The 4,656-nt window shown below is 37.2% G+C and carries 5 protein-coding genes and 1 pseudogene; all 6 read right to left on the bottom strand.

Going from position 1 to position 4,656, the window contains the following annotated elements:
• Positions 1 to 38: 38 nt before the first annotated feature.
• Positions 39 to 986: a sialate O-acetylesterase gene (locus ATH1_RS19550; RefSeq protein ID WP_010422857.1), complete on the bottom strand. Its 948-nt coding sequence runs from the start codon at positions 984 to 986 to the stop codon at positions 39 to 41.
• Positions 987 to 1,127: 141 nt separating this feature from the next.
• The gene (locus ATH1_RS0113990) at positions 1,128 to 1,490 is read right to left on the bottom strand and encodes a hypothetical protein (RefSeq protein WP_029164137.1); all 363 of its coding nucleotides are present in this window, start codon (positions 1,488 to 1,490) and stop codon (positions 1,128 to 1,130) included.
• A gap of 42 nt (positions 1,491 to 1,532) precedes the next feature.
• Positions 1,533 to 2,558: pseudogene (locus ATH1_RS20170) on the bottom strand (polysaccharide lyase 6 family protein); the annotation flags it as partial.
• Positions 2,491 to 2,766, bottom strand: coding sequence for a chondroitinase-B domain-containing protein (locus ATH1_RS22815; RefSeq protein WP_010422851.1), 276 nt, complete (start codon positions 2,764 to 2,766; stop codon positions 2,491 to 2,493). The pseudogene ATH1_RS20170 and the gene ATH1_RS22815, both read right to left, overlap by 68 nt.
• 49 nt (positions 2,767 to 2,815) lie before the next feature.
• The gene (locus ATH1_RS0113975; protein WP_029164136.1) at positions 2,816 to 3,697 is read right to left on the bottom strand and encodes an alpha/beta hydrolase; all 882 of its coding nucleotides are present in this window, start codon (positions 3,695 to 3,697) and stop codon (positions 2,816 to 2,818) included.
• A gap of 726 nt (positions 3,698 to 4,423) precedes the next feature.
• On the bottom strand, positions 4,424 to 4,656 hold a 233-nt coding region (locus tag ATH1_RS21960), incomplete at its 5' end, for a hypothetical protein (protein WP_010422847.1).

Raw genomic sequence — 4,656 nt, 5'->3', positions numbered from 1 at the left:
ATGAATATTCTAAACCCATCTGACTGGAATACAGAATTTTATGATAGCATGGCTTGTAACTGTTGCTCACGAATTAAAGCAGCTGTATATGGCTCGTTGTATCGGAAAGGTGCAATTTGCACATAAAAGAACGGAAATTCATAGTCCCAGGACGTTCGCCATGCATTAATCATCAATCCCATTAAATGCGAATATCCGGAAATATTATATCGATTAGATTCTCCCTGATACCAAATATTTCCTGCAATCCGGAATGGAATCAGTGGATAAATCATTGCATTAAACATTGTGCCCACATTCTCGATTGGCCATTTGGTAGCGATTAGAGCAGATTCATGTGCAACAGGATCTTTATAAATAACTTCTTTAGGAGTCCACAATTCAATCGACGTACCACCCCAAGTTGATTCGATCAATCCAATCGGTACATTTAATTGTTCATGTAATTCTCGACCAAAGAAATACCCTACAGAACTAAATCTTCTCATGCTTTCAGGGGAACATTCCACCCATTGCCCAATACAATCATTTTGAGGCTTATCAGCCTGAGCTCTTTGAACTTTAAAGAAACGAATATTTGGAAAGTTGGCAGCAGCGACTTCTTTGTCACCATTCATCAATCCACTTTGGGCCGTAAATCCCATATTAGACTGTCCGGTACACAACCAAACTTCTCCAATCATAACATTATCAAAAGTTATTATTGCACTTCCGGAAACAGTCAGCGTGTATGGGCTGCCAGCTTCAGGGGTCCCAATATTTGTTAACCAATTCCCTTTTTTATCTGCTTTGACAGAATATTCTTTGTCCGACCAACCACCTACAATCGTTAATCTTTCGCCATAATTAGCAGTTCCCCATATCTTAACATTAGCATTTTGCTGAAGAACCATGTTGTTACAAAATATGGAAGGTAACTGTATAGTTGCTTGAGCATTAAATAGACCAATAAATACGAGTACTATTGAAAATAATATTTTATTCATAATAAATGTTTTGAATTTGAACTTATTTTAGAAACAGAAGTATTTTCAATTGATAATAAGCTTATGTAAATAAAACTAAATATCCGAAAATTGCATGTGTACAACAAAAATAACACAGAGCTATAACATAACTTTAAGAGATTAAGACCTTGTTTTCTCTTTAACTGCAATGATCTTCAACCCATAGCTTTTTGTATTGTGAAAAACGCAGGCTATATCATTACTATATATTTGCCTAATTTTTCGTCCGTCAATGGTCCAAACGCAGACATCTCTGGTTTCGTTAGAAGGAAACACAATCGTTACTTCGTCAAAACCTGATATAACTTTTATATCATCCACCTGAGATTTCTCTACAGATGTCGAATTAAAATAATTAGCTCCAACATCACCTTTAAACAGAGGTTTGTTGATTACCAGGTCATCTGAAGTTTGATCACAACCAACATCACGACCATTTTGTGGTCTCAATTGGCCTTCTATATCTCTTTCAACTTGTTCCATGCTCGAGGTAGCAGCTCCAATAGTAACACTATTAGCCACAGGTCAATAAAATGTTCCTGAGTCATCAACCTCAATCTCCGCATTCGTCATCCCACTAACTTGAGAAATTCCTAATTCCTCCCCGTCAAAAATATTACCATCCCATATAATTCCCGTGGTAATATCATAGTCTTCAATTACCGAATAACCAGTTCTTGCTTTAATCAAATTGTTCACAATGTAGCTATCTACAGGATGTAATGTTTTACTGTCGTCTTTTCCTGCTCCGATAGCAATCGGCTGTTTACAGTTAATAATCGTATTGAATCCCACTTTTACATTTTTGACTTGATAATAACCTGACACTGGGGAATCCGGTATACTATTAATCAAACAGATAGCAGCTCGATAGGATGACCCATTCAAATCTTGCATGTAGTTGTTGTACACTTCATGGCCTTCTCCGACTATTCGTACACCTCCTGAATATTTATTAACTCCACCAAAGAAAAAATTGCCATAAACTTTGCAATATGAACCGTGACGAAGTGTTAGGGATCCGTTGCAGTTATTGAACGTGTTGAAACGATAATGATTTCCGACTGACTTATTTGAAATGATCTCGACTTCTCCGTCACACTCCTCAAAAAGATTATATTCGACAACTGTATTGGAAGAATATTCAACCCAAGCACTGGTCCCGATCCGGATTGTTTCCCCACCATTCATCCCCAACTCAGGCCTGACACCAAAATAATTGTGGTCAATCAAATGATTATCTGGAATTTCATCCATCCATACAACTAATGTAGTTCCCAAATTGGTTTTCCCAGAGAATGAACAATGATCGACACGATTAAAGGTCCCATAGAGTGAAACCCACTTAGAGTCCACACTCTTATCAGCAGGACTATAGTCCTTGATTGTCACATTGGTTAGTCTGCAATGATGAGCGAGTTTCGATCCTTGACGAAACTCAATTAAACTCCCTGAAGCGTTCCCTCCCATGAATTTAAAACCTTCAACCTTCAGATATTTCCCTGCTATATCTAAGGTAGAAGTACCTGTAAGAACCACTTGTCCTAAGGTTTGAGGCCTTAAATATTATTGGAGATTCTTCCGTTCCAAGCCCTTCAAAAACTATATTCTCATTCGACCAGACCTTATTTACCATTATTACGACATCACCAGGTTGCAAAGTCGGTAAAGCTGTGATACCTGCCGCAGAATATACCTTATACTCTGATGCACTAGCCAAATAACACCCCAACTGTAGTGTTATCGCTAATGTTAGCATCAATATTTTTTTATTATTTTTTTCATAATCAAAATCGCACTTTCTTATCTCATTCGATAACTTTAATTTCTCTTAAAAAACTAATGATGGACCGATTAATCATTAATTTGTCTTCACGGGAAAATTTCCCATGGCCACCACCTTCCACTGTTATAAATTTAGAAACGACTCCGAAATTCTCTAATTTCTCTCGTAAAATAACAGACTGAGAATAAGGAACGATTGGATCTGCGTCTCCATGAACTATAAATACCGGAGGGCTATCAGCGTCAACATAAGAAATCGGAGAAACGGAAGCAGCAAATTCCACACTATTTTTGCCTGTTCCCAGCCATTTTAGAACCGAACTGTAATTCCAGTCTCCCTTTGGTACCGGTGTCAAATCAGTAACCCCATACTTATTAATAATTCCTGCGATTTTAAATGGTATGTCGACTTTATCGCAGTCATTGTCAAACAGCGAATTATGATTCAGAAGACCTGCCATCAAAGCCAAATGTCCTCCTGCGGACGCACCCATTAGAACAATTCTCTGGGTATCAATATTATATTTTTCAGCATGCCTGATCATATACAGTAACGCACAACGAACATCTTCAACTGCGGCAGGTGCAGGAGCGATGTCAACCAAGCGATATTCAACATTAGCCACGGCAAACCCATTTTTAAAAAAGTTGTTGAATCCCCTCTGTGATTCCTTCTCACCATGATTCCAACCTCCACCATGAATATTGATGACTAGCGGAGTTGGCTCTTTCGAACTCTTATTATAATATACATCCAGTTTGCCTTGCCAACCTTCAACCACCTTATACACTACATCAATATCGTCCTGAAAACCCTCTGGAATATCGACACCATATTGTGTTTGTTTGCCTTGGGTGATTCCACCCAAGGCCAGCAAACACAATAAAACCACTAAATACTTCATTTCATTAAAATTTAAACATTTAGATTTTTTTACCTTTCTGAAAGACATTTTGTCCCTGAGACCGTCTTTTTAAGGGTAGATATAAAGTGCCTTTTTCACTGATTAAAGGATCATAGCTACATTCATAAAGACAATGCGTAGGATGTTCTTTTTAAAATTCGTAATTCATTTTAGTCATTCACTCCCTTTTAAAATTTACACTATTCCCTCACAGCAGGTTTTAATAACTGATTATTCCCTTTGGGCAATACTTGCCATAATTAGAAGTATGAAAAACATATTCTGACCAACCATTCCTTGGGCGACCAAACATTGGTTGACCAAAACTATTAATTTTTTTAAATTCACAAAAATTTTTTGAGGTTTTTAACGAAACATTCCCTTTCAAAAAACGGAGCAGCGCTAAAAACAAACAATAGAACAACCTCACAATTCATTCTCTTAGATGGCTACGACAGCTATATATTAATTTAATTGGAGGTAATCCATAGGGATTTTTCCAACAGATTCATCAAATTTGTATATGCTTAAGTGGATATTCCGGTGATGCTGCCCCACCATTCCGGTGATATTGACCCCATGCTCAGTAATGGTTCAAAGAACGAAATGGACTGACAATATTACCGTTTTTTTCTTAACCCGACTTGCGGGGTTTTCTATAAAAATGCAACTATTTTAGGGTAAAAAGGTGTTATTCCCGGATATTACTGGAGTTTCCTCAAAATTTTAATCAGGGAATAAAGAAAGTTGAAACTGGTCATGATGAGGGCCAATTCTGCTTTTAAATTCGGCAATACCTTTCCTGCTATGTTTTAGAAGTTCAAAAATACCATCGGCCATTGCATAATTAAAGAACGTTGGTACACCAAAGAACCTTTTCGAGAGGATAAATATTTTCTGAACCATGATTTGATATTCCGAATAAATACTTGTAAAATAGGCTATGCAATGTACAAGAG

Source organism: Anaerophaga thermohalophila DSM 12881 (assembly GCF_000191885.1).
Taxonomy (GTDB): Bacteria; Bacteroidota; Bacteroidia; order Bacteroidales; family Marinilabiliaceae; genus Anaerophaga; species Anaerophaga thermohalophila.
The sequence above is the reverse complement of the archived record's forward strand: the minus strand, read 5'-3'. Positions and strand labels throughout refer to the sequence as shown.

Excerpts from the sequence above, each read along its gene's own strand:
- ATH1_RS19550 (WP_010422857.1), bottom strand. The coding sequence starts at position 986 with ATGAATAAAATATTATTTTCAATAGTACTCGTATTTATTGGTCTATTT.
- ATH1_RS0113990 (WP_029164137.1), bottom strand. The coding sequence starts at position 1,490 with ATGGAACAAGTTGAAAGAGATATAGAAGGCCAATTGAGACCACAAAAT.
- ATH1_RS0113975 (WP_029164136.1), bottom strand. The coding sequence starts at position 3,697 with ATGAAGTATTTAGTGGTTTTATTGTGTTTGCTGGCCTTGGGTGGAATC.
- ATH1_RS22815 (WP_010422851.1), bottom strand. The coding sequence starts at position 2,766 with ATGCTAACATTAGCGATAACACTACAGTTGGGGTGTTATTTGGCTAGT.